Raw genomic sequence first — 23341 nt, 5'->3', positions numbered from 1 at the left:
GGAGGTGAGGGAGTTCCTCGCGGCCGCGTCGCGCGCCAGGAGGTCCGCGCCGGTGACGCCCGCCGGGAGGTGCCTCCCGGTTCAGGGGCGCTGGGCGAAGGTCGTCAGGCGGACGGTCTCGGGCAGCGCCTCGAGCGAGGCCAGCAGGGTCGGGGGCAGGTCGCCACTGACGTCGGTCACGACGTAGCCGAGCTGCCCGCGGGTGGCCAGCACCTGGCCGTCCACGTTGAGACCGTGCTCGCCGACCAGCGCGTCGGCCCGGGCCAGGACGCCGGGCACGTTGTGGTGCAGCAGCGCGAACCGGGCCGCCGAGGACCCGTGCAGGGCCACCGGGGGCAGGTTGACGCTGAGCGTCGTCGTCCCGGTGCGGGCGTAGTCGGCCAGCTTGCCGGCGACGAACCGCCCGATGTCGTACTGCGCCTCCTGGGTCGACCCGCCGACGTGCGGGGTGAGGATGACGTTGGGCAGGCCGCGCAGCACGGAGGTGAACTCGTCGCCCTGGCTCCTCGGCTCGTCGGGGAACACGTCGACCGCGGCGCCGGCGACGTGGCCGCTGAGGACGTGCTCGCGCAGCGCCTCGTGGTCGACGACGAACCCGCGGGACAGGTTGAGGAACAGGCTGCGGCGGCGCATCCGGGCGAACTGCTCGGCGCCGAACAGCCCGGCGTTCCCGGCGCGCCCGTCGACGTGCAGCGTCACGGTCTCCGCGCGCTCCAGCAGCTCCTCCAGGCTGCCGCACGCCTCGGCGTTGCCCAGCGCGAGCTTGTCCTCCAGGTCGTAGAACAGCACCCGCATGCCCAGCGCCTCGGCCAGCACCGACAGCTGGCTGCCGATGTTGCCGTAGCCGACGATGCCCAGGGTCCGCCCCCGGATCTCGTGGCTGCCGGTCGCCGACTTGTCCCAGACCCCGGCGTGCAGCGCGCGGTCCCGGTCGACCAGCCGCCGGGCCAGGCTGATGATCTCCGCGATCGCCAGCTCGACGACGCTGCGCGTGTTGGAGTACGGCGCGTTGAACACCGCCACCCCGGCCGCGGCCGCCGCGACCAGGTCGATCTGGTTGGTGCCGATGCAGAAGGCACCCACCGCCGCCAACCCCGGATGCCGCTCCAGCACGGCCCCGGTCAGCTGCGTCTTCGACCGGATCCCCAGCAGGTGGACGCCGTCGAGCGCAGCGGCGAGGTCCGCCTCGTCCAGCGCCCCCCGCAGCGCCTCCACCTCGTAGCCGGCCGAGGAGAGCAGCTCCACCGCCACCGGGTCGATGTTCTCCAGCAGCAGTGCTCTGGGCATGTCGGGTCCATTCCCCCTCGAGTGGCGCGTCGCCGCGGATCCTCCCAGTCCCCACGGCCGACCCCGGTCGGCGGGGGCGGGTCCGTCGTGGTCAGGTGCTCGTCGCCTGCCGGATCTCCGAGGTGGCGCGCTCGATCTCCTGGCGCAGCTCCCGCCGTCGACCGGCCGCCTCGTGCCGGCGGCGCTCCTCGGCGGTGCGCGGCTGCCACGTCGGGACCTCGACCGGCCGCCCGTCCGGACCGATCGCGACCATCGTGAAGTAGCAGCTGTTGGTGTGCCGGACGACCTGGCTCACGAGGTCCTGCGTGGTCACCCGCACCCCGATCTCCATGGAGGTGCGGCCGGTGCGGTTGACGCTGGCCCGGAACGTCACCAGCTCACCGACGTGCACGGGTTCCCGGAACACGACCTGGTCCACCGACAGCGTGACCGCGTAGTTCCGCGCCCAGCGGGTCGCGCAGGTGTAGGCCACCTGGTCCAGGTACTTCAGCAGCAGCCCGCCGTGGACGTTGCCCGCGAAGTTGGACATGTCCGGCGTCATCAGGATCGTCATCGACAGCCGGTGGCGGTCCTCGTCGGGACCTGCGTCGGGGGTGGCGCCCGGAGGCTCGCTGGGGACGGTCATCGCGTCGGCCTCCTCGGATCGGGTCGACAGATCATCGCGAGGCAGGCCGTGGCCCGGCCACCCCTGGGGTGGCCGGGCCACGGCCTGCCTGTCCACGCTGCCACGCGGGGGTGATCAGACCCGCACGGCCAGGACCGGGCAGTCGGCGTCGAGCAGGATCGACTGGGCGACCGATCCCATCACCAGCTTGCCGACCGGACTGCGCCGTCGGACTCCGATCACGAGGACGTCGGCACTGGTCTCGTCGGCTGCGACGAGTGCCGCCGTCGCGTGGTCCGGGATGGAGGGCTCGGTGACGACCACTGCTCGGCCGTCCGGGCCCAGTTCGGCCCGGGCTGCCTCCAGTGCCGCAGCCAGGGCCTGCGTGTCCCTGCCGCTGGTGAGGTCCAGGACGTGCAGGTCGCTGTTGCGGCGGGCTGCCTCGGCGGCGGCTGCCGGGAGGACGGCTGCTGCTTCGGCGGCGTTGGCCACGGCGGTCAGGACGGTCATCGGGTCATCAGAGCTCCCAGGGGTAGTTCGACGGGCAGCAGGATCGGGGCGAGGACCAGCAGGGCGGCGGTGACCAGTCCGTAGACGAGCACCGTCCGGGTGCGGGCCCGGGCCACGTAGAGCAAGAAGGCCGGGACGAAGACCAGGGCTGCGGCGACGTAGCCACCGAGGGCGACCAGGCCCAGGAAGGCCGCCATCCAGACGAAGGTGCGGGCGGCCACGGCGACGCCGGGGAACCGCCGGCGTGCGGGTCGCTCCGCCTGGGCCGGGGTGGGCGGGACCGACCGCACCCGGCGGATCTCCACGAGCAGCAGCACCAGCGCGGCGAGCGCGCCGACGCCCGTGATCAGCCTCGGCACCAGGCGGGCGTCCGGGCTGTAGCCGCCGGCCACCAGGAAGGCGGTCACGAAGACCACGAGCATCCCCGCGGCGGTCAGCAGCGACCACACCGAGCCGGACAGCTCGCCCTCGTCCTCGCCGGCCGGCTCGACCGTCCGGTCGTCGGCGTCGGTGCCCCGGCGCCGGCGCAGGTACCGGATCAGCGCGAAGACGGCCGGTGCGACCAGCACGACCAGGAAGACGAGCACCCAGGGGCGGACCAGCCACTCGGCGCCGTCGTACACGGCGTCGGTGAGGAAGTAGTAGCGCTCCAGGGGGATGGCCAGGACGAAGCCGATGAGGAACGGCGCCCGCGGGAACCCGGTGTCCTTGAGCAGCCAGCCGAGCAGTCCGAGCGCGATCATGACCCACAGGTCGCCGAGCTGACCGCTCTCCTGGAACGCGCCGAGCAGCATCACGACCACGAGGCCGGGGCCGAGGATGGCGAAGGGCACCTTGGTGATGCGGGCCAGCGGCCTGGTCACCAGGAAGCACAGCGCGGCGCCCACGACGCTGGCGATCGCGAAGGACCACACGATGAGGTACATGAGGTCGAGGTGGTCGGTGACGATGGCCGGGCCGGGCTGGATGCCGTAGGTCAGCAGGGTGCCCAGCAGCATCGCGGCGGGCACGCCCCCGGGGATGCCGAACAGCAACGTGGGGATGAGGTCGCCGGCCTCCACCGAGTTGTTCGCGCTCTCGGGGCCGATGATCCCGCGGGGGTCGCCCTTGCCGAACCCGCTCTTGTCCTTGGCCGTGGCCACGCTCTGGCCGTAGGCCAGCCAGGTGCCGGCCGTGGCGCCGACGCCGGGCAGCACGCCGGCCCAGATGCCGATCAGCGCGCCGCGGACCACCTGCGTCCAGTGGCCCAGCCACTCCCGGACGCCGGCCAGCCAGCCGTGGCCCAGGGCGATCTCCGCACCGGGCTGCTGCCGCTGCCCGACCCGCGAGGCGATCTCGGCCAGACCGAACACGCCGAGCGCGACGGCGACGAGGGACAGCCCGTCGGCGAGGAAGAGGCTGCCGCCGGTGAACCGGTACTCCGCCGTGGAGGGCGCGATGCCGACCAGGCCCAGCAGCAGGCCGAGGCAACCGGCGACCAGGCCCTTGGCCACGTTGCCCCGCGACAGCACCGCTGCCAGCGAGACGCCGAGCACCGTGAGCATGAACAGCTCGGGCGCGCCGAAGGAGAGCACCAGCGGCCGGGCCAGCGGGATGGCCAGGGTGAGGCCGATGGCGCCGATGATCCCGCCGGCCATGGAGGAGAGGAACGCCAGGGACAGCGCCCGTGCGGCCTGGCCCTTCTTGGCCATGGCGTAGCCGTCGAGCATGGTGACGCTGGCCGACGCCGAGCCGGGTGCCCCCAGCAGCACCGCGGCGACGGTGTCGGAGGTGTGCACCACGGCCAGCGCCCCGATGAGCAGGGCGAGCGCCTGCTCGGCCTCCATGCCGAACGTGACCGGGAGCAGGATGGCGACGGCGCCGGTGCCGCCGAGGCCGGGGATCAGGCCGATGACCAGGCCGGCGACCACGCCGACGGCCAGCATGAGCAGCAGCGACGGTTGGGTGAGCGAGGCCAGGGCGGCCAGTGCGGAGTCGAGCACGGTGAGCTCCTCAGTCCAGCTGGACGTCGTAGTCGGAGGTCAGCAGCTCGACGACGTGGTCGCGGACGTCGGGCTCGACGGTGTAGGCGTCGTGCACGAGCGCGGGGAGGTCGTCGTCGGCGATGATCGGGTAGCCGCCCAGCACCTCGGCGGCGGCGCCGGTGAACGCGGGGTCCTGGGCCAGCTCGTGGGCCGAGGTGCGCAGGGTCTGCACCGCCGCGTCGGGGGTCTGCTGAGGCACCCACATGGCCTTCTGCCAGGTGTAGGTCAGCGCCAGCAGCGAGCGGTAGGCCTCGAAGGCCGGCCCGCTGGGGGCCTGCCCGTGCAGCTGCTCGTAGACCTCGACCACGGTGGGCAGGTCCGGGAAGTTGGGGTCCCGCACGATCTCGCCCGACGCGTCCACCTGGCCCATGGACATCAGGGGGACGGCGGCGCCGGACTCGACCAGGGGTGCGACGGCAGGCCCGTACGCCGACGTGGTCTGGTAGTCCAGGTCCACCTCGCCGCGCTGGAGTGCCAGGTTGACCGGCCCACGCCCCTCGAAGCCGAAGATGGACTCCACGTCGGCAGCGAGCAGGTCGAAGGCCACGAGGGTCGTGAGGTCCAGCCCGGTGGCGCTGATGCCGCCGAAGCGCAGCGGGGTGTCCCGGTCCACCAGGTCCTCGACGGAGGACACGCCGGCGGCGGTCCGCGCGTAGACGACCCCGCCGCTGCCGTTGGCCAGGACCGGGGTCAGCTGGTCGAAGTCGTACTGCACCTCGCTGCGGCCCAGCACCCACGGGACGACGCTGCTGGCCGTGGACACGAGGATCTCCGTGCCGTCGGCCCGGGCCTCGGCGACGAAGGCGTTGGTTCCTGCGATGCCCTCCCCCCCGGGCTCGTTGACCGGGGCGAAGCCCGGCTGCCCGGGCACCACGTGGCTGAGCTCGGTGCCGACGTAGCGGGCCCAGGTGTCGGTCCCACCGCCCTCGGCGAGCGGGATGAGCACCTCCAGGGTCTCCCCCGCGAAGTCGCCGTCGGTCGTGGCCGCGGCCCTGCGCAGCAGGTCCGATCCGAGGGTGGTCGCGACCACGGCGAGGACGACGAACACGGCCATGATCGTCAGGCCGGCCCGTCGCGAGCAGCCGGTGTCCGGCACGGGAGCCGGGGCCTCGCGCTCGGGGGTCTGCGTGCTCATCGGTGCACCTCCGCGGGCACGATGGCGGACGGGACGGGGTGTCCCGGCAGCGGGGACGGTGCTCGATCCTCGGTGGAGAGCCGTGACGCTGTCCCCACTGAGTGCTCCGGGGCGGATCCCCGGCGTGTGGTCTCCTCGGGCAGCGCGAGGACGGCATCCGCGAGGCGGCGCGCGGTGCGCGTGACGGCCACCGCCTGGGCGCCGTCCAGCTCGCCGGTGTGGGTCGCGACCACGCCGGACGGGGTGGACAGCCGCAACCGGCCATCGGCGTCCGGCGAGGCGTGGTCGGCGACGAGGCTGCCCGGGGTGTTCGCGGCCATGGTCAGGGCGACGCTGCCGGTGATGGCCAGTGCGGGGTGGACCTCCCCCATCGAGAGCATGCGCACGGTGAGGTCGGCTTCCCCGCTCGCCGGAGGTCTGGAGACGAGGGCCAGCTTGGGCACGGCCCGCTCGGCCGACACCTCGTCGGCCGCCAGGCCCATGCGGACCGCCGCCTGCCGCCGGACCCCGTCGAGTGCGGCGAGCAGGCCCGGCCGGGCGGTGATCTCGGCCGGGCTCTCGTCACCCGCCAGCCCGACGTCGGCCGCGTCCAGGACGACGACCGGAGCACCGGCGTCGACCAGCGTGGCGTCCACGGCGCGGCCGTCGACACACAGCCGGTCGCGGGGCGAGCCGGTGGGCAGCAGCGACCCGGTGGTGCGTCCGGCGGGGTCGCGGAACCACATCCGCACCCCCACGCCGGGGAACGGGACACCAGGGATGTGCTCGGCGCCGTCCTCCTCCACCACCCCGCGGGGGGTCGGCACCTGCTGCACGATCAGCTGCCCGGTGTTGGTGTTGCGCACCCGCACGGTCGTCAGCTCCCCCTGGGGGCGCACCCAGCCGCGCCGGAGGGCGTACAACCCCACCACCGCTGAGCAGTTGCCGCAGTTGCTGCCCCAGTCGACGACCGCGTCGCGGATGCCGACCTGGGCGAACGTGTAGTCCACGTCGGCGTCCCCCGCGCCGGACGGCGTGAGGATCACCGCCTTGCTCGTCGTCGAGGTCCCTCCCCCGACCCCGTCGACCTGCCTGGGGTCCGGGCTGCCGAAGGCACGCAGCAGCACCGCAGCAGTGTCCGCACCGAGGGCGTCGAGGTCCGCACGGTCGAACACCCAGCACTTGCTGGTCCCTCCGCGCATCCATGTGGCCGCGAGTTCACGCACGCCGAGTCCTCACTTCCTGTCGTGGAGCCGGCCGGGGCGAGCCGTCGTCGTCCGGGCCGGAGGACCGCGCTCCCCTTCTGGAGGAGCCGCTCGGCGACGACTGTGCGGCCGGTCAGCCGTGCAGCACAATCACGAGAAAGTGCAGACCCCTCAAGTAACGCTTAACCCAGGAGGTAGCGTGCTCGACGTCCGGCGCATGACCCTGCTGGCCGCTGTCATCGACAGCGGCTCCATGACCACGGCGGCCGAGGCGCTGAACTACACGACGTCAGCGGTCTCCCAGCAGATCCGTCGCCTCGAGCAGGAAGTGGGGCAGCCACTGCTGCAACGGCAGCCGCGCGGCATCGTGCCGACCGAGGCCGGCCTGGTCCTGGCCGACCACGCCCGACGCGTCAGCCGCCAGCTCGCCGCGGCAGAGGCCGACCTGGCCCAGGTCGCCGGACTGCGCCGAGGCCGGCTGACCGTGGGCACCTTCCCCACGGTCGGCGGATCACTGCTGGCCCTCGCTGTCAGCCGCTTCCGCGCCGCTCACCCGGGGGTGCGCCTGACCGTGCGCTCCGCCCGGCTGGAACACCTCACCGAGATGCTCGACACCGGCGAGGTCGACCTGTCACTGCTGTGGGACTACGCCTGGAACCGCGTGGACCCGCAGGCCTACGCTCTCACCCACCTGCTCGACGACCCCACGATGCTCGTCGTCTCCGCCGAGCACCCCCTGGCCGATCGCACGCGGGTCGACATGGCCGCCCTCGCCGCCGAGGACTGGGTCGTTCGCGAGCCCGACCACCCGGTCGCCGAGGTGCTCGACCGCAGCTGCCGCGCCGCCGGCTTCCAGCCCCGGATCGCGTTCCACGCCAACGACTACCAGGAGGCCCAGGCGATGGTGAGCGTCGGGCTCGGCATCGCACTCGCACCCCGCACCGCGGTGACCAACCCCCACCCCGACGTCCGGGTCGTCTCGCTCGGGACGACGGCTCCGGCGCGCCGCATCCTGCTGGCCCGCCGGCAGGAGCGAGTCCCGGCCCCCGCAGAGGCGGCCATGGTCAGGGTCTTCGCCGACGTGGCCCGCCAGTACCAAGGCGGTTGAGGCCGATCGATCGTCACCTCGCACCGACACCGGTCCGGCACCGTACAGCCGGATCTGCAGCAGCTGTCCAGACCTCGCCGTCCGGACCGCGCTGCGGTGGACCGTCACGGCCGACGATCCCGGCGCGACCGACGGCGAGCGCGCCGGAGGTGCATCCCTCCTGCCATGACCGGCCCGGCCCGGCCGCTCCCGTCGTCCGGGTGGACAACGAGGCGGCGTGGTCACCGCCCCCTTCGGAGCCGACTCCGCAGGCGTGGGAGGGCACATCTGGTGAGCACCGGCAGACCGGGGGACGCGCACCGGAACGCCGCCGGCGAGCTGACGCCGGCGGCGTTCCGGCAGGACGTCAGCCGCCGAGCCCGGCGAGCAGCGTCTCCATCTCCTCGATCTCCGCGGCCTGCGAGTCCGCGATCTCCCGGGCCAGCGCGACGGCGTCCGGGTCGCTGCCCTCGGCGATCTCGGTCTGCGCCATCTCCACGGCACCGCGGTGGTGCGCGATCATCATCTCGAGCCACATGCGGTCGAACTCGGCCCCGGACGCCGCCTCGAGGGCGGCCATGTCCTCGGCGGACATGCCCTCCATGTCGGAGCTGTCGTGGCCCATGGACCCGTGGTCCGTGCCGGCGTCGGTCTGCTCGGGGACCGGCTCGCCCCACTGCTCGAGCCAGCCGGTCATCGTCTCGATCTCCGGCTGCTGGGCGGCCTCGATCCGGTCCGCCAGCTCGAGCACCCGCGGGTCCTCGGCGCGGCCGTCGGCGAGCTGCGCCATCTCGAGGGCGCCGCGGTGGTGCGGGATCATCCCCTGGACGAAGGTCACGTCGGCGTCGTCGACGGCCGCCGACTCCCCGGCGGACGTCTCGGCGGCAGCACCGGTCTGCGCGCCGGAGGTGTCGCTCGGACCGGAGCAGCCGACGAGGACGACGGCGCCGGCGACGAGGCCGCCGGCCAGGCGGACGAGTCGGGTGGTGGAACGGGTCACTGCGGGTCTCCTGGTGCTCGGTGGGAGGGAGGCATGCGGACGCGGCCCGGCTCAGCGAGGTGCTGGGCGGGCCTGGTCGGGCGGCCTAGGTCCGGAGCAGGCAGAGGACGGACAGTTCGGGCGGCCGGGGAGGACTCACCCAGGAGACCGCGCCGGGCAGGCGCGGTGGGGCACGGTGGTCCGGGAGGGCAGATGACCTCCGGACCACGAGCAGGACCAGCACGGCCATCCCCATGAGGAGGACCGCGAGGCAGGCGTTCCACGCGTGCGAGGCCGTCGAGTGCGACGAGGAGTCGTGGTCCGTCCGCCCGTCGCGGGAATCCGGCGCGGGGTGCGCAGCCGAGGCCGTGGCGATGTCCGGACCGGCCGCCGTCTCGGCGTGGGCGCCCGGGGTGGCGCCGTTCCCCACCGCCGTGGACGGGATCCCGTGCATGAGGAACACGGCGGCCAGCAGCACGAGGATCCAGGTCCGTCCCAGCGGCACGGCCATCCCCCCTCGGTCCGCCGCCACGGTACTACGGTCCGTAGTGGGCGTTCCGGGAGTTCTCGGCTGCCCGGCGACCGAACCGGGTCAGCCCGCGCGGCTTGACCACCCCCAGCACGGTCGCGGCCAGCAGCAGCCCCAGCGCCAGCACCGCGTGCACCAGCGGCGAGGGGTTGCGGACGGCGTCGAGCCCGGCGGCCGGGTCCGCCGCCGTCCCGGCCATCGCGGCGAAGGTCCGCAGGTAGAGCAACAGGACCGCGGTGGCCAGGACGGTGATGAGCAGCTTCACCACCACCCAGTGGTGCCGCAGCAGACCCCACGGGGTGCCGAGCGACTGGACCACGCCGGTCGCCAGGGACAACAGGGCCAGCGGCACGAGGACGAAGCGGGCGGCAGCGTCCATGACGAGGTAGCTGCCGCGGACCGTGGTCGCGTCGTCGCTGGTCAGGCCGACCGCCGCGATCGCGATGAACGTGAGGACGGCGCCCACCCAGCCCACGGACACCGTCACGTGCGCCGTGACGGCCATCCTCCGGACGCGTGGGGACAGGGTCACCGGCCCACCGGCACCGGGAGGACGGGCGCGGCCTGCGGTGCGGACGACGACAGGTGCCGGCCGGGGCCGTGCTCGACGCCCAGCGCCCAGAGCACGGCCAGCAGCAGCACCAGGAACACCGCGGCTGCGAGGGTCACGGTCACCCAGCGGGGCCGGCGGTGTCCGGGCTCTGCACGCGGGGACATGGGTTCTCCTCTCGAGATGGGGACGCCCGTAGCGTACGAGACACAGTGTCTCGTCGCGCTACACGGTGTCCACCCGGCGGCAGTGTTCGTACGATCGCTCCGTGCCGAGGCTGTGGACCGCGACCGTCGAGGGTCACCGCCGAGAGGTGCGGGACGCCGTCCTGGACGCCGCCGCCGCGCTCGTCGGCCGGCACGGCCTCCGCGGGGTGACGATGTCGCGCGTCGCCGAGGAGGCGGGCATCGGCCGGGCGACGCTGTACAGGTACTTCCCCGACCTGGAGTCGGTGCTGCACGCCTGGCACGAACGGCAGGTCGCGTCCCACCTGGCCGAGCTGGCCAGCCTGCGGGCCGGCGCCGGCAGCGCCGGCGAGCGCCTGAGGGCCGTGCTCGCCGGCTACGCGCGGCTCTCGAGGGCCTCGCGGGGACACCGCGAGAGCGAGCTCGCCGTCCGGCTGCACGGCGGTCAGGACGTCGTCCGCGCGACCGGGCACGTGCACGGGATGGTGGCGGAGCTCGTCGAGGCCGGAGCGCGGAGCGGGGAGCTGCGCGGCGACGTCCCGGCCGGGGAGCTGGCGACCTACTGCCTGCACGCTCTCGCCGCCGCCGGCGACCTCCCCTCGGAGACGGCGGTGCACCGACTCGTCGACGTGACCCTCGCGGGGCTGCGCCCGGGGACCTGAACCGAGCGTTCGGGCGGGCCCATGCACCCCAGGTGCGGTCGGGCCCCGTGCGACCTGCCCCGTCGCTACCCTGACCCACAGGCCGCCGTTCGGCGGAAGGGGCAGCCATGACGTCGGCAACCGAGCTCCGGACGGAGCGGCACCTCCTGCGGTGGAGCGGGATCCTGCTCCTCGCCGGGATCGTCCTCACCGCAGCGGTGACCATGCTGTTCCACCCGTCCGGGGACGAGGACGTCCACGAGGCGATCTTCGCCGAGTACGCCGCGAGCGACTCGTGGGAGTGGGTCCACCTCGCTCAGTTCGTCGGGGTCCTGCTGGCCCTCGGCGGGCTGGTCGTCCTCCACCTGGCACTGCGGTCCAGGGCGCCGGTGCTGTCGGCGTCCGCCGCGGGGCTCGCCGTGGCCACGGCCGCCGTGTGGGCCCTGCTGCAGGCCGTCGACGGGATCACCCTGAAGCAGGCCGTCGACGCCTGGGTCGCCGCCGAGGGGTCGGAGAAGGCGGTCCGCTTCGCCGACGCGGAGACCGTGCGGTGGACGGAGTGGGGTGCGCAGAGCTACTTCCGCGTGCTGCTGGGCGCGACGCTGCTGCTGTTCGGCGTGACGATCCTGGTCGCGCGACTGCTGGCCGGCTGGACCGGGTGGGTCGCCGTCCTGGCCGGGATCGTGTCGCTGAGCGTGGGGGTCGACGTCGGGTACAGCGGCCTGGACAGCGGGTTCCAGCAGGTCGCCTCCCCGGCCTTCCAGGTCCTCGTGCTGGTGTTCGGCGCCGGCGTCGTCGCTGCGGCACGCAGCGGCGCGGGCAGCTCAAGGCACGGCTGACGGGTCCTGTCATCCCGGCCGCGAGACACTCGCGCGCCTCGACGTCCGGGACGTCGCCGTCCTCGGCTTGGCCGGCGTGCTCACCGCGCAGACCGGCATGGGCGGGCGCGTCCTGGCGGATCGGGGTCGGGCCGACCGAGCGCCGGCCACGGCCCGGCGTCGGTCTCCGGGACCGGGCCGGTGACCGGCGCCGCCTCCACAGGAGCGGCTCGACCGGGCGCGGCGGTCAGCGCACGCCGTGCCCGGCCGACCGGGTGCGTCCGGGGCGCAGCTCGACGTCCACCAGCAGGTCCGGGTCGTCGAGGGCCTGCCGCGCGTGGGCGACGACGCGGTCCTCGATGGCCTGCCGGACCTCGGCGATGTCGGCGTACTCCGCCAGGTCGACGGACAGGGTCAGGCGCCGCCCGCGTCGCTCGATCAGGGACGCCGACGCGCCGGCCACGCCGCGGAGTCCCTCGACCTCGGTCTCGACCGCGTCGGTCACGGCCCCGGCGTGCACGGTGGTCAGGCCGTCCCGGTCGTCGGTGGTGAGGTCGAGGCGGCTGACGCGGTCGGTCCGCAGCTGGGCCAGCAGCCACCACAGACCCACCAGCGCCAGCAGGAGGCACACGCCGGCCACCGCCCACCAGAACCAGCCCTGCTCGCGGGCGTAGTCGCGCACCGGCTGGGGCAGGACCGGGCGCTGCCCGGTACCGAAGGCGCCGAAGGAGTACGCCAGGCCCAGCCCTCCGGCCGCGAGCAGCACCAGGCCGAGGAGCGCCAGGACCGTGCGGTTGACGCCGTTCACGCGTGCGCTCACCGGGAGGACTCCTTCGTGACGGTGACGCGGGGCCGCAGGACCCCGCCGAGGCCGAGCTGCTCGAGTCGGGCGGTGACGGCCGCCGTGACCGGCTGCTGCAGGTCACCGGTCGAGCGCAGGGCCGACACGGCCTTCACCCGCACGGCACGCCGTCCGGCCCTGGCGCGGGCCGACCGGACGCCGTCGGCCCGCCGTGCGGCCGTCGACAGCGAGCGCTCGATGCCGCGGCGGGAAGCGCTCACGCGGACGCCCTCGGTCCGGGACGGCAGCTGCACCGATCCGGGCCTCCCACGCCGGAGCGCGAGCACGAGCAGCACGAGCCCGAGGACCGCCAGGCCGATCAGGACGGCGCGGACCACCCCGCTGAGGAAGGTCTGGCCCGCCAGCCAGCTGCTCCACCGCTCGTGGGGCGCGAGCCAGGACGGGCGGCCCAGCTGGGCCAGGACGATCTCGACGACGGCCAGCAGCCCGCCGAGCAGCAGCGCGAGCGCCAGCAGGGTCGCGAGGACCCGGTTCACCACGTGCACGTCTGCTCCTTCCTCGTGGATGCGGTCACTGGACCCGGCGCGGACGGGCCGCCGGCGCCGTCAGGCTGACGACGTCGACGTCGACGTGGGCCACGCGCACGCCGGTGATGCGGCCGACGTCGTCGCGCACCTGCTCCCGCAGCCGTGCCGTCACCTCGCGGACCGATGCAGGCCACGCGACGGCCACGGTGGCCTCGACGGTGGCGGTCGAGCCGTCGACGCGGGCGTCGACGGAAGCCTCACGGTCGGGCCGGCTGCCGCCGACGCTGACTCCCAGCACGCGGCGCGGGGCGGCGCTGGCGCCCTCGACCCGGGTCACGGCGTGGCCGGCGACGCGTTCGACGACCCGGTCGGCGACGGTGAGGCTGCCCCGCTCGGCCGGGTCACCCAGCTCGGGGTGGGCGCTGCCGGTCTCGGCGGCGAGCGGGGTGCCGACCGGCGCGTCGTCGGGGACGACCGCGGAGGCGACGGTGCTCACCGGGAGCCGCGGCCGCCGCCGCCCAGGTACGGGGTGAGGTCGAGCTGGCCGGCGACGACCTTGCCGATGACGAAGCCGATGACACCGAGCACGGCGGTGCCGACGAAGGCGTCGAGACCGCCGATCACCCAGGCCAGGCCGAGCAGGAGGCCGGTGAAGAGACCGACGACGGTGGGGGGCATGGAGTTCCTCCGTACGGATGGGACGGGCGGGAGCGGGACGGACCTCAGACGACGCGCGGGGGGCGCCGTCGGCGCCGCCACCACGCGGTGACCCGGGCGACTCCCCGGGGCCGGCGCACGAATCGCACCTCGGGTCCGGGACCGGGTGCCGCCGTCCCCCCGGCCTCGAGCGCGGCGAGGACGCGGATGAACTCCTCGGGGTCCCCACCGAGGTCGGGATGGGTGGCCCGCAGGAGCGCACGCCGCCGGCGGCGCTCGGCGGGATCGGGGGACGACGGCATCTCGGGCTCCGAGGAGCGGTCAGGCCGGCGGCGGAGCCGGCGGGTGGGTCACCTGCACGTCGGCCACGTGGACGTCGACCGCCCGGCCGGGGACGAGGGGCGCGACGGCGGCGCGGACCTGCTCCGCCACCTGCGCCACGGGTACCCCCTGCACGGCGACGACGGAGACCCGGACCCGGTCGTCGTCGACGTGCACACCCTCGACCAGGCGGCCCGGGAGGTAGGTCGCGGTGCGGCGCAGACCGCCGCCGTGCAGGGACGCCACGGCCGGGCAGGCCGTGACGGCCGCGACGATCGCGTCCGCCGTCCCGGCCTCGACGAGCACCTCGGCTCCCGCGACGCTCTGCGGAGTGCTCACCGGACGCGCGCAGGCTCCTGCGGACCCTCGTCGTCGGTGGGCAGGTGGATGTCGTTGACCGAGATGTTCACCTCGGTGACCTGCAGGCCGGTCATCCCCTCGACCGAGGCGATGACGTTGCGCCGCACCGACCGCGACAGGTCGGCGATCGGGACGCCGTACTCGGTGACCAGGTCCAGGTCCACCGCGGCCTGCCGCTCGCCCACCTCGACCGTCACGCCCTGGCCGACCGCCTGGGAGGCGCCGGGGATGCGCTCGCGCAGTGCACCGAGCGCGCGGGCCGCGCCGCCGCCGAGGGAGTAGACGCCGGCGACCTCGCGCGCGGCCAGGCCGGCGATCTTCTGGACGACGTCGTTGGCGATGGTCGTCGTCCCCTGCGTGCTCTGCAGGGCCGACGGGGTCGCCTGCGCGATCGCGCTCGACGAGGTGGAGGTGCTGCTGCTGGTGGACTGGGTCATGGTTGGACCTCTTCCGGTGGGTAGGGGCAGTCTCGTCCGTGGCTCCGAGGCGAGCGGCCGTTGCTCGTCCGCCTCACGGGCCACACCTCCTTGGACACACAGGGACGGGAAGGGTTACAGCAGATGGGGAAAGATCTCGTAGTGCGCGGCACAACACCGCGGTGAGCGGGTCGACCGTCGACGCGGACAGGCCGGCCGATCCGCTGGAGGCCCGCTGGGTCGACCTGGCCCGGGCAGGTGACGAGCAGGCGTTCGCCGCTCTCGTCCGCAGCCACCAGGACCGCCTGTACGCGGTCGCCCTGCGCATGACCGGCGATCGCGACGACGCCCGCGACGTCCTCCAGGAGACCCTGATCCAGGCGTGGCGCCACCTGCCGGGTTTCCGCGGCGAGGCCGGGTTCTCCACCTGGGCGACCCGGATCCTGATCAACCGCTGCCACAACGCCCACCGCGCCCGCCGCCCCGTCGGCCCCCTCCCGGAGGACGACACGGCAGCAGACATGCCCCGCACGCCGGCTGCGGAGACGCTCGCCGTCGCCGCGCACCGCCGCGAGGCCGTCCGGCACGCCCTGCGGGCGCTTCCCCTCGACCAGCGGGCGCCGCTCGTGCTCACCACGTTCGGTGGGTACACACACGCCGAGACCGGGCGCATCCTGGGGATCAGCGAGAGCGCCGCGAAGGTCCGGGCCCACCGCGCCCGGCGGGCACTGGCCGACGTCCTGCAGGAGTGGAGGTGACCGCCGTGCCCGCCGACCGCCTGCCCTGCGGCGCCGTCCCGGCCGACCTGCTCACCCAGGTCACCGAGGGCACCGCGCCGCGCGACCCGGCCCACCAGCGGAGCTGCCCCCACTGCCGCGCGGCGCTGGCCGAGTTCGAGGAGCTCTGGACCCCCGTCCGCGAGCTGGCAGCAGAGCGGGTCCGCGCCCCGGCCGACCTGCTCCAGTCGGTGATGGCGCAGGTCCGCGAACTGTCCCGCGCCAACTGGTCCGCCGTGCTCCACGACCCCGCCGGCCAGACCCGCATCGCCGCGCGCGTCGTCGGAGCCGTCGCCCGCCTGGCCGCCGAGTCGGTACCGCACGTGTCCCTCGCCCTCGGCGGGGGCCGGGTGGCCACCCCGCCGGACACCGCGGCCGACCCCGCACGAGTCGCCGGGCCGGACGGAGAGGCGGCCACCGCGGTGGGCACGGCCGGTTCCCGCGTGGTGGTCGACGTCCAGATCGCCGTCGACCACGGCGTCCCGATCCACGCCGTCGCGGCGGTGGTGCGCGAGCGCATCGCCGCGCACATCGCGCAGCAGACCGGGCTGGTCACCACCGAGGTCAACGTCGCCGTCGTCGACGTCCGGACGCCCCACGGGGGTGGATGAGACCGGAACGCGGCGACGAGGCCGGGGCTGGACGGGACGTGGCGGGCACCACCCGACGGTGAGGACCGCCGAACTGGCGGTGCCGGCCACGCGGTCCCCGTGGGCGAAGCCGCTGGACCACGCCAGCGACGAGGCGCACGAAGCCGTCGAGGAGGTCGCCGAGCGCCCGTGGCGGGCGGCCGGCGCCGTGCTGGAGGACTGACGGCTGGTCCGGCAGCGGTCGGCGGGCCCGGGCCACTGGCCCAGGTGCTCCAGCGCCTCGACGGCTTCCGCGGATCGTCGGCCTCCTGTGGGGCCACCGAGGGCCTCCGGTCCGATGGACACCGGGCAGTGACCCCGGCGACGAAGTTGAGGTGACTCCGCCGTGCGCCACACCGCTGTGCGACGCGACATCGACGCCCAGGCGGCTCGTCGAGTGGGACACCGTGGAGGACCGCACCGAGCGCAGCGTCGCAGCTCCCGGGTGCCGGCGGTGGCGGACCCTCGTCAGCCCGTCCCCGCGCGAGTTCCCGTCGTCCAGCGCCACACCCGGGTGCGTGCATGATGGCCCGGTGCTGACCACCGAGGACCGGGATGACGTTGCCGTCCTGCGCATCGAGCACGGCCGGGTCGGCGCCCTCGACGTGGAGCTGCTGGACGCCCTCACCGAGGCCGTGACCGCATCCGACCGGGCGGTGGTCATCACCGGCAGCGGCTCGTCCTTCTCCGCCGGGGTGGACCTGCGCCGGATCCTGGACGGCGGCCGGCCGTACACCGAGGAGCTCCTGGCGGCCCTGTCCCGCACGTTCCGCGTCGTGTTCGACCACCCGCGGCCGACCGTCGCGGCGGTCAACGGGCACGCGATCGCCGGCGGCTGCGTGCTGGCCCTCGCCTGCGACCTCCGGCTGATGTCGGGCGGACGGATCGGGTTGACCGAGCTGACGGTCGGCGTCCCCTTCCCGACCACCGCCCTGGAGATCGTCCGGCACGCGCTCGGCTCCCGTGCCGGCCAGGTCCTGCTCGGCGCGCGGACCGGGGACCGGGAGCGGGCGCTGGCCCTGGGGATGGTCGACGAACTCACCGAGCCCGGCGAGCTGCTGCCGCGGGCGGTCGCGCTGGCCACCGAGCTGGCCTCCCGGTCGCCTGAGTCCTACCGGCTGGCCAAGAGCGCACTCCACCGCCCCGCGAACGCAGCGATCGAGGCGACCGCCGACGGTGACGCGGCCGTCCTCGCCGGCTGGACCTCCGACGACACCCGGCTGCGGATCGAGGGCGCGCTCGCGGCGCTGGCCCGGCGCTGACTGCAGCTCCCGCCCCCCCGCGGGACCGTCATGACGGCGTCCGTGGCGGTTCGCCGTCGTCCCGCAACCCGGGACCACCCGGCACCGCCGGCTGCCGAAGACCCCAGACCCCGGCATGGACCGCGGGTGCGCGGGCGTCGGCTGACCGGCCTCTCAGCGCGGTGACGCGGTGACGCGACGGCGACGCCGGGGTGACGCGGGGGACCTAGCTTCGCGGGTGGCGCCCGCGGTGCGTGGCGCCTGGTCCGATGGTGCCAGCGGTGACGGTCCATGGCATTGACCCGCCCCCAGAAGCCGAGTGCGGCGTGGGTGGCCGCCGCCCTCTTCGGAGCGGTCGGCGTGTTCGCCTCCTGGGTCGGCCTGCTGGATCTCCTCTCCGCCGCGAACCTGCAGTACAAGTTGATCGGGCTCGCGTTCACGACGGCCGGGCTGGTGCTGCTCGCGGGCAGCGCCGTGCTCGTCCGGGACACGTGGCGGTGGAAGCGCGGTCGCGTCGCGGCTGTGGCCGCAGGCGTCGCCGGGGTGTTCGTCGGCGGCTACCTGCTCGTGCTGCAGTACCGGGCACCTGACCTCCCCGGCAGCCGCCTGCCCCCGTTCCTGACGTGGGCGCCGTGGGCCGTCGTCGTGGTGGCCTCGGTGTCGGCGGCCGTCCTCGGCTGGCGGAGCACCGAGGACCACGCCGCCGACCAGGTGACCTGGACGGCGATCGGCGGACGCCTGTTCGCGGGCGGGCTCTCCGTGACCGTGCTCTTCAGCGGGGTGAACTGGTGGTACACGCAGCAGTACCAGCCGGGCACCACCGCGGCGGCCCTGACCGTCACGGCCGAGCTGAGGCCGGCGCCCGCAACGGCGGCGGGGAACGCCGACGACGTGTCGGGCCCGCACGTGTTCGAGGGCACGATCACCGTGGAGAACGTCAGTTCCACCAAGGTCCAGATCGTCGCCTCCCTCTACCAGGTCACGACGGTCACCCATGGCCTGCGTGACCCGATGGAAGGCATCAACGAGGTCGACCGGGAACGGCAGCAGGTGGCCTGCTTCCTCGAGGAACTCGCGCCCGTGACCGACCCGGAGTGCGACCAGCCCCACATCTACCGGTACGGCCAGTTCAGCGCCGGAGACCCCAGGGCCGAGGACGACTACCCCATCTCCCGCACCAGCCAGCCGATCGCGGCCCAGACGCTCCAGCTGGGACACATCGTCGGGGACGGTTCCTGGTTGGAGCCCGAGGAGGCGTTCGAGCACAACCTGGTGGTCCACGTCCCGGGACGAGCGGAACCGGGCGGATCCCCCGGCTTGGAGGAGCTGCACCTGTCGGCATGGCTGGCCGTCGCCCAGGGATCGCGACTCGTCCTCGAACGGGTCCCGGGTCACGGGCCGGAGATGGTGCCGCGGGCTCTCATGAGCAACGAGGAGTACCGGGACTACAAGGAGGCCGAGGAAGCAGTCCAGCGCACCGGGTGGCAGGACGATGCCGGCGCCGACGACACCACCACGGAGCCCGACAGCACCGTCGAGGTGGACATCGGGCGTCGAGACTCGTACTACGAGGAACTCACCATGCCGAGGAGTCCGGACGAGGCTCCCCTGCTGGTGGGAGCCGAGCCCACGAGGTCGCCGCGTCCCTATCCCCACCGCTACACCGTGGTCGAGTGGCCGATCGAGGACCTGAGCACCCTCCACCGGCTCGTCCGGGGAGCTCACGTCGTCAACACGGTGCAGGTGCTCAGCATGCGGCTGTACGACCCCCGGAACTCGGCCGCCCTCATGGAGGTCGAGCAGGGCAGCATGGCCACGTGCATCAGTCCCGCCGGCACGCTCGAGGGCCAGGCCGAGGACTCGGAGATCCGACGCGACCCGACCGCCGTGTGCCCGGGGACGTGGTACTCCCTCGCCGACGGCGAGGGGCGCGTGGCCAACGCCTACGAGCGCCGGTACCAGGAGATGGCGGAGTACGCGGAGGAGATGGCGGGCTTCTACGGGCTGGTCCAGACCGGGGCGCTGGACGTGGTGTCGCTGACGACCGGGGCCGAGGCAGCGGCTGCCGCGAGCACGGTGCCGGCTGCGCCGCAGTTCCACCCGCTGCCGAGCGACGTCTTCCAGCAGTGCGAGCCAGCGCTGGAGGTCGCGAAGACGCTCACGGACCTCTACACGACCGAGATCCGGACCGCCTTCGAACGCCGTGTCGCCGAGATGAGCGGGTCGGTTCCCGGCGGGACGGGTGGAGCGCCGACCCTCCAGCAGGGTGCCGAGGCAGCTGAGCTCTTCGAGGCGTACTTCGAGGGAGCGAACAGTGCGCTGCTGGCCTGCAGTGGTACCGAGACACCGGAGGACACCCCTGCGGCTGCCTGCACCAAGGCCGCGGCCGCCGAGATCGATGCCCTGCGGTACGCCCGGGACCTCGGTCGCGCACTGCGGGAGGCCGAGCCGACGGATGCCTGGGTCCAGCGCGGGACGGAAGCCGTGCAGGCGTACCAACGGGCCGAGGGGGTGGTCGACCCGTGGCTCGCGGCATGCAGCTGAGATCGGGACACGGGCTCGAGGCGGACGGCACACCGCTCGGGCTGCACACCGGGAACCGCTCCGTCCGGGCCAGCGGTCACCGGACGCGGTGGCCGCTCCGACCGGCAGGGACCCCTGGGGGTTCAGCGATGTCAACGACGCTCATCCGCCGCATCGGCTCCGCCGCCGCGGTCCTCGTCACCTTCCTCGCCCTGATGCCGGCGGCTCAGGCGGGTCCCGCCGGGGGTGAGCCGGCCACGGTGGACACCGAGCTGGTGGGCACGCAGGCCGCGCTCGTGCGCATCAACGTGATCGCGGACGTGACGATCGCCCACGTCAACCACTCCACCGGCGACGTGGTCATCCACCAAGGGACCTACGAGGTGCCGCAAGCCGAGGCGACCGGGGTGCTGGTGACCGGGGACGGCGTCGTGGCGACGCTGTACCGGCTGCTCCGGGAGGACCTGGACACGGTGACCGTCCCGGCCGCCAACCGACTCTTCGTGGAGCAGATCGGCGCGCAGCTGGTGGACGGGAACGACGCGACCGGTCCCACCCACGCGACGGACCCCGCGATCGACGAGCACCTCCAGCACTGCTACCGGCGGGTCGAGCACTGCATCGTCGTCCCCCACGAACGCTACGAGGTCGTGTTGCTCAGCGCGGACCAGGAGGAGCCCGTGCCGGCCACCCTCGTCAACCAGCCCTCAGGCCCGACCGACGTGGCGCTCCTGCGCATCGGCGCCGGAGGCCTGCCGACCGCCAGCCTGTCCCCGACCCAGGAGCCCGTCGACGATGCGGCGGTCGCCGGACTCGACTGGGAGGTGTCGCAGTCGGCTCCGACCACACGCACCCTGCGGCCCGCGGTCGAACCCGTGCGTCTGGACGGCAGCAGGCTGACGGGGGGCCAGACCCTGACGAGCTCGCTCGCCGGTGGGCTCAACGGCGGACCCGTCATCGACCGGGCCACCGGCGCCGTGCTCGCCCTGGCCGACTGCGACCCGTCCTTCGTCGTCTCCGCGGTCGGGGCCGCCAGCATCCAGGCGGCGCTGGTCGGCGCCGGCGTCACGGCCACGCGATCCGGCTTCGACATCGCTTTCGCGGACGGGCTCGCACAGATCAACCGGGGGGAGTACGCGGCAGCGGCCGAGCGGCTGCGAACGGCGACGACGTACTTCGACTCGGCTCTCGCCCGCGACTACCTCACGTTCGCCCAGGACCGCGCCGCCGCCCGGGAGGACGCCGTCGACGATCTCGTGCCCGACGACGGGGGCATCGCGTGGTGGATGTGGGGCGTGGTGGTGCTGCTCGTGCTCGGGGCACTGACCGCGGGGCTGCTGATCGGACGACGTCGCCGCCCTACCGGCGTCGTCGGGACGGCCGGCCCGACGGGTGGAGCAGCGCCCACGGCAGGCGACGCGTCCGCCGGCCAGCGAGATGCTGACCGGTGAGCCCCCCTGCCTCCGGGGACGGTACTCCCCACCCCTGTGGGCAGACGTGGACGTCGCTCCGCGCCCGACGACGGCGACCCGGCGACGCCACCCCGCAGCGCCCGGTGTGCGGTCGGTGCGCGGTGGACCGGGATCGGCGGAGCAGGGGCAGTCGTCGTGCGGTGACCCGTCGCGCAGACGGCTGCGGCCGTGAGCGCCGACGAGGGCTCGTCTGCGGAGGTGTACCCCTTCGGCAAGAGGAGTGCGCCCCGCCGGGAGACCTCGACCCCACCCGGCGAGGACGCCGCTCCGGACAGCCCGCCGTCCGCCCCCTCCTCGGCGCCCGGCGAGCCGGCGTCGGCCCGGCAGCGACGCCGGTGGCCGCTGTGGCCCGTCGTCGGGGCGATCCTGCTGGCGGCGGCCGTTGTGCTCCTCGTGCTCTGGCGACCGTGGGAGCGCGAGACCGACCGGGTCACGCGGCAGCTGGGGGTCGGCGGCTACTCGGCGGACGTCCCGCGCGACTGGGAACCATGGCGCCGACCGGGGACGGAGGGTCAGGCCGTGCTGGCCCCGATCGACTGGTCCGGGGTCTTCCTCGGCGAGCCGAGCGCACGGCAGGAGGCGGCCGGCGCGGCTGAGCGGGACCCCGAGTCGGCGGTCGGCCTGTACGTCGCCGAGAGGCCCCTGCTGAACGCGAGAGACCCCGTGCAGCAACGGGAACAGATCCAGGCGTCCTTGCCCGCCAGCACGATCTCCCCAGCGGGTGACCGGACCGAGATCGCCGGCCGCGAGACCAGCACCTTCGACGGGAGTCTGCAACTGGCCTCGGACGAGGTGCTGCACCTGCACCTGTACTTGATCGAGGAGCCCTCTCCGGTTCTCCTCGTCCTCTTCGCACCGGCCCATGTGGACCATGCCTGGTTGCCGACGTTCCACCAGGTCACCGCCTCGATACGGGAGTAGGTCGTCCGGGAACACCCCGGTCACTCGTCGGACGCCGTCACAGCGGACGTCCACGGCCAGGTCGGGCCCGCACGACGACGTGAGCCGGCAGATCGGCTCGACGAGGCGCTCCGGTGGTGACTGCTGCTGCACTCCGGCCGCCTTGCTGCACTCACGCGGGAGGCGGGCCGGCCCTCTCGGCCGATCCGCCTCTGACCTGCGGTTCCACTGTCAGGCTGACAGGATCTGAAGCTGCGACCCCTAGACCCCCAGTGACGTGCCCAGGGCCCGTCGCCGGCTGGCCCGAGCCGGCCGACCCCGGGGCCGGCACGCAAACGACTGGTCCTTCGACGCCGAGCGGTCCCACCTGCGGCCGGAGCCCGGCGTCAGTGCGCCAGCAAGGTCGTGCGGCGTGCGGTGAGCGGCCGGGCACCGAGGCCACCGCGGTGCGGAGGTCGTCGACGTGGCCGGAGGCCGATTCCCTGGGACGCCCGGCTGCAGCAACTGAGACCGCGTGGAGCGTCCCCGTAGCGGGTTCCGCCTGTGGGACGGGTCGTTGCTGGGTGGCACGGTGTCTGAGTCGCGCAGCTTGCCGCCGCAGCCGTGGATGCGCACCGCTGAGTCGTCGATCGCACCCTTGGCTGGCTGCTGTCCTACAAAAGCCTGACAGTCTGCGATACGACCGCACCGCCACAACGATCACCGCACTGGCCTGCCTGGCCGTCACCCTCATCTGTGCCCGCCGCCTGTTAACCGACTAATGCAACGTCTTCCTAGAGCTCTGGAAGCACCGTCTCCATGAAGATGTAGGGATCCATGATCCCGTCAGGCGGCAGATGCCCCACTTCACCACAGTCGACCGCCTGGGATGAAGTCACCACGAGCGGATTCCGATCATCCAGTTGCAGGATTTGGCACTCGCCGGTGAAATAGTCACGGTGGCGAATCGCGGGGAACGGCCATCGGGCGCGTTCAAAACGCGGATGGACTCCGAGGTCCTTCCACGAACCCGTGCGTATGGCATGATCCGAAAAGCGCACCCTGTACGAGGCTTCGGTCGGGTCGGGGAGAGGCGCGCGCAGCACATCAGCGTGATCCATCGATACCCTCGCGAATATGTAGGCGGCTACGCAGGTGCCCCGTGGTTGGCGCCGTGCCACTACCCCGAGAGCCGGTGCCGCCAT

28 protein-coding genes and 1 pseudogene are annotated in these 23341 nt (G+C 73.8%); 11 read left to right on the top strand and 18 right to left on the bottom strand.

Annotated features, from left to right (window positions below; translation table 11 throughout):
* Nucleotides 1-81 precede the first annotated feature (81 nt).
* From serA to BLR12_RS05275, 6 genes are all read right to left on the bottom strand, one after another.
* On the bottom strand, nucleotides 82-1287 hold the full coding sequence (gene serA / locus BLR12_RS05300; RefSeq protein WP_091374578.1) for a phosphoglycerate dehydrogenase: 1206 nt from the start codon (nucleotides 1285-1287) through the stop codon (nucleotides 82-84).
* Nucleotides 1288-1378: 91 nt separating this feature from the next.
* Nucleotides 1379-1840, bottom strand: coding sequence for an acyl-CoA thioesterase (locus BLR12_RS05295; RefSeq protein WP_369803437.1), 462 nt, complete (start codon nucleotides 1838-1840; stop codon nucleotides 1379-1381).
* 186 nt (nucleotides 1841-2026) lie between these two features.
* Nucleotides 2027-2401, bottom strand: coding sequence for a universal stress protein (locus BLR12_RS05290; RefSeq protein WP_091374572.1), 375 nt, complete (start codon nucleotides 2399-2401; stop codon nucleotides 2027-2029).
* The gene (locus BLR12_RS05285) at nucleotides 2398-4383 is read right to left on the bottom strand and encodes a tripartite tricarboxylate transporter permease (protein ID WP_091374570.1); all 1986 of its coding nucleotides are present in this window, start codon (nucleotides 4381-4383) and stop codon (nucleotides 2398-2400) included. The genes BLR12_RS05290 and BLR12_RS05285 overlap by 4 nt, the downstream gene beginning before the upstream one ends.
* A gap of 10 nt (nucleotides 4384-4393) precedes the next feature.
* Nucleotides 4394-5560, bottom strand: a complete 1167-nt coding sequence (locus BLR12_RS24315) for a Bug family tripartite tricarboxylate transporter substrate binding protein (protein ID WP_091374567.1) — start codon at nucleotides 5558-5560, stop codon at nucleotides 4394-4396.
* Nucleotides 5557-6765: a PrpF domain-containing protein gene (locus BLR12_RS05275; protein WP_091374563.1), complete on the bottom strand. Its 1209-nt coding sequence runs from the start codon at nucleotides 6763-6765 to the stop codon at nucleotides 5557-5559. The genes BLR12_RS24315 and BLR12_RS05275 overlap by 4 nt, the downstream gene beginning before the upstream one ends.
* A 178-nt stretch (nucleotides 6766-6943) precedes the next feature.
* On the opposite strand from BLR12_RS05275, the gene BLR12_RS05270 reads away from it, so the two are divergent.
* Nucleotides 6944-7852, top strand: a complete 909-nt coding sequence (locus BLR12_RS05270) for a LysR substrate-binding domain-containing protein (RefSeq protein ID WP_091374560.1) — start codon at nucleotides 6944-6946, stop codon at nucleotides 7850-7852.
* Between the two features lie 346 nt (nucleotides 7853-8198).
* On the opposite strand, the gene BLR12_RS05265 is transcribed toward BLR12_RS05270, so the two are convergent.
* The 4 genes from BLR12_RS05265 to BLR12_RS05250 form a co-directional block, all read right to left on the bottom strand.
* Nucleotides 8199-8831 (bottom strand): DUF305 domain-containing protein, encoded by a 633-nt coding sequence (locus tag BLR12_RS05265; protein WP_091374557.1) that lies wholly within the window; start codon nucleotides 8829-8831, stop codon nucleotides 8199-8201.
* An 85-nt stretch (nucleotides 8832-8916) separates the two neighbouring features.
* Nucleotides 8917-9342: a DUF6153 family protein gene (locus tag BLR12_RS05260; protein ID WP_143018709.1), complete on the bottom strand. Its 426-nt coding sequence runs from the start codon at nucleotides 9340-9342 to the stop codon at nucleotides 8917-8919.
* Between the two features lie 4 nt (nucleotides 9343-9346).
* A complete protein-coding gene (locus BLR12_RS05255) occupies nucleotides 9347-9826 on the bottom strand; it encodes a hypothetical protein (protein WP_218120550.1) in 480 nt (159 codons plus the stop codon).
* Nucleotides 9827-9867: 41 nt separating this feature from the next.
* Nucleotides 9868-10056 carry a hypothetical protein gene (locus BLR12_RS05250; protein WP_091374550.1) on the bottom strand — a complete coding sequence of 63 codons (189 nt, stop codon included), beginning with the start codon at nucleotides 10054-10056 and terminating at the stop codon, nucleotides 9868-9870.
* A 101-nt stretch (nucleotides 10057-10157) separates the two neighbouring features.
* On the opposite strand from BLR12_RS05250, the gene BLR12_RS05245 reads away from it, so the two are divergent.
* Together BLR12_RS05245 and BLR12_RS05240 are read left to right on the top strand one after the other, a co-directional pair.
* The gene (locus BLR12_RS05245; protein WP_091374547.1) at nucleotides 10158-10736 is read left to right on the top strand and encodes a TetR/AcrR family transcriptional regulator; all 579 of its coding nucleotides are present in this window, start codon (nucleotides 10158-10160) and stop codon (nucleotides 10734-10736) included.
* A 107-nt stretch (nucleotides 10737-10843) separates the two neighbouring features.
* Nucleotides 10844-11554, top strand: a complete 711-nt coding sequence (locus BLR12_RS05240; protein ID WP_091374544.1) for a hypothetical protein — start codon at nucleotides 10844-10846, stop codon at nucleotides 11552-11554.
* Between the two features lie 226 nt (nucleotides 11555-11780).
* Here BLR12_RS05240 and amaP read toward each other — a convergent pair whose 3' ends face one another.
* From amaP to BLR12_RS05205, 7 genes are read right to left on the bottom strand one after another with little or no spacing between them, the layout of a single operon-like run.
* Nucleotides 11781-12353, bottom strand: coding sequence for an alkaline shock response membrane anchor protein AmaP (gene amaP / locus BLR12_RS05235; RefSeq protein WP_091374541.1), 573 nt, complete (start codon nucleotides 12351-12353; stop codon nucleotides 11781-11783).
* Nucleotides 12350-12880: a DUF6286 domain-containing protein gene (locus BLR12_RS05230; RefSeq protein ID WP_091374539.1), complete on the bottom strand. Its 531-nt coding sequence runs from the start codon at nucleotides 12878-12880 to the stop codon at nucleotides 12350-12352. The genes amaP and BLR12_RS05230 overlap by 4 nt, the downstream gene beginning before the upstream one ends.
* Before the next feature lie 25 nt (nucleotides 12881-12905).
* On the bottom strand, nucleotides 12906-13358 hold the full coding sequence (locus BLR12_RS05225) for an Asp23/Gls24 family envelope stress response protein (RefSeq protein WP_091374537.1): 453 nt from the start codon (nucleotides 13356-13358) through the stop codon (nucleotides 12906-12908).
* A complete protein-coding gene (locus BLR12_RS05220) occupies nucleotides 13355-13540 on the bottom strand; it encodes a hypothetical protein (protein WP_091374534.1) in 186 nt (61 codons plus the stop codon). The genes BLR12_RS05225 and BLR12_RS05220 overlap by 4 nt, the downstream gene beginning before the upstream one ends.
* A gap of 44 nt (nucleotides 13541-13584) precedes the next feature.
* Nucleotides 13585-13821, bottom strand: a complete 237-nt coding sequence (locus BLR12_RS05215) for a hypothetical protein (RefSeq protein ID WP_091374531.1) — start codon at nucleotides 13819-13821, stop codon at nucleotides 13585-13587.
* Nucleotides 13822-13840: 19 nt separating this feature from the next.
* Nucleotides 13841-14179, bottom strand: a complete 339-nt coding sequence (locus BLR12_RS05210; protein WP_255363310.1) for a hypothetical protein — start codon at nucleotides 14177-14179, stop codon at nucleotides 13841-13843.
* Complete coding sequence (locus BLR12_RS05205) at nucleotides 14176-14637, bottom strand: Asp23/Gls24 family envelope stress response protein (RefSeq protein WP_091374528.1); 462 nt, start codon at nucleotides 14635-14637, stop codon at nucleotides 14176-14178. The genes BLR12_RS05210 and BLR12_RS05205 overlap by 4 nt, the downstream gene beginning before the upstream one ends.
* A gap of 161 nt (nucleotides 14638-14798) precedes the next feature.
* On the opposite strand from BLR12_RS05205, the gene BLR12_RS05200 reads away from it, so the two are divergent.
* The 8 genes and pseudogenes from BLR12_RS05200 to BLR12_RS23920 form a co-directional block, all read left to right on the top strand.
* Nucleotides 14799-15374 (top strand): RNA polymerase sigma factor, encoded by a 576-nt coding sequence (locus tag BLR12_RS05200; RefSeq protein ID WP_176832366.1) that lies wholly within the window; start codon nucleotides 14799-14801, stop codon nucleotides 15372-15374.
* Entirely contained in the window at nucleotides 15371-16003 is a 633-nt protein-coding gene (locus BLR12_RS05195) for an Asp23/Gls24 family envelope stress response protein (RefSeq protein ID WP_091374521.1), read from the top strand. The genes BLR12_RS05200 and BLR12_RS05195 overlap by 4 nt, the downstream gene beginning before the upstream one ends.
* Nucleotides 16004-16061: 58 nt before the next feature.
* Nucleotides 16062-16205, top strand: coding sequence for a hypothetical protein (locus tag BLR12_RS24310; RefSeq protein ID WP_176832365.1), 144 nt, complete (start codon nucleotides 16062-16064; stop codon nucleotides 16203-16205).
* A 349-nt stretch (nucleotides 16206-16554) separates the two neighbouring features.
* Nucleotides 16555-17283: an enoyl-CoA hydratase/isomerase family protein gene (locus BLR12_RS05190; RefSeq protein WP_091374518.1), complete on the top strand. Its 729-nt coding sequence runs from the start codon at nucleotides 16555-16557 to the stop codon at nucleotides 17281-17283.
* A gap of 270 nt (nucleotides 17284-17553) precedes the next feature.
* Nucleotides 17554-19806, top strand: a complete 2253-nt coding sequence (locus BLR12_RS05185) for a hypothetical protein (RefSeq protein ID WP_143018708.1) — start codon at nucleotides 17554-17556, stop codon at nucleotides 19804-19806.
* A gap of 128 nt (nucleotides 19807-19934) precedes the next feature.
* A complete protein-coding gene (locus tag BLR12_RS05180) occupies nucleotides 19935-21236 on the top strand; it encodes a hypothetical protein (protein ID WP_091374512.1) in 1302 nt (433 codons plus the stop codon).
* A 540-nt stretch (nucleotides 21237-21776) separates the two neighbouring features.
* On the top strand, nucleotides 21777-22178 hold the full coding sequence (locus BLR12_RS23925; RefSeq protein ID WP_143018707.1) for a hypothetical protein: 402 nt from the start codon (nucleotides 21777-21779) through the stop codon (nucleotides 22176-22178).
* Nucleotides 22179-22778: 600 nt separating this feature from the next.
* Nucleotides 22779-22918 (top strand): annotated as a pseudogene (locus tag BLR12_RS23920) (IS5/IS1182 family transposase); the annotation flags it as partial.
* Nucleotides 22919-22930: 12 nt separating this feature from the next.
* On the opposite strand, the gene BLR12_RS23915 reads toward BLR12_RS23920, so the two are convergent.
* Nucleotides 22931-23257, bottom strand: coding sequence for a hypothetical protein (locus tag BLR12_RS23915; protein ID WP_143018706.1), 327 nt, complete (start codon nucleotides 23255-23257; stop codon nucleotides 22931-22933).
* Between the last annotated feature and the right edge of the window lie 84 nt (nucleotides 23258-23341).

The organism is Geodermatophilus sp. DSM 45219, from assembly GCF_900104025.1.
Classification (GTDB): Bacteria; Actinomycetota; Actinomycetes; order Mycobacteriales; family Geodermatophilaceae; genus Geodermatophilus.
Note: the sequence above shows the minus strand (reverse complement) of the source record. Positions and strands in the feature narration are given on the sequence as shown.